Annotated in this window: 1 pseudogene; it reads right to left on the bottom strand. The window is 54.0% G+C overall.

Going from position 1 to position 446, the window contains the following annotated elements:
• Window positions 1–52: 52 nt before the first annotated feature.
• A pseudogene (locus ACU8YC_RS27675) lies at window positions 53–446 on the bottom strand (isochorismatase family protein); the annotation flags it as partial.

The following is a 446-nucleotide window of genomic DNA, read 5'->3' as shown; positions in this document are numbered from 1 at the left end:
GAATAACGCGGCGCAACGCCTCTTTACTGGCCGGGACAGGCCTCGGCAATCATTCCTGCGTCATCACCACACGCCCGGAACGTCCCGCCGCATATTTCAGCGACATCAGATGTTCGTCACGGCTAAAGTCCGCCAACGCATCGGCAACCATAAACGGTTTGATATCACGCGTGAAGGCGTCTGTTGCGGTGGTCATACAGCCAATATGCGCATACACGCCAGTAATAATCAGTTGATTACGCCCGGTTTCCTTAAGCATCTGTTCTAACGGAGAGCGATGAAATGCGCTGTAACGCCATTTCAGCAGGATAGTATCTGCTTCATCCGGTGCCAGCGCTTCAACGATTTTTTGCTGCTCAGGCGAACGCGTCAGGCCCGGCCCCCACATAGCATTAAGCAAAGCACGGTCCTCATCACTCTGCTCTTTCGGCTGGGCGGTGTAATAC

Source organism: Citrobacter sp. VF227 (assembly GCF_052950715.1).
This window is presented reverse-complemented; position numbering and strand designations above follow the sequence as displayed.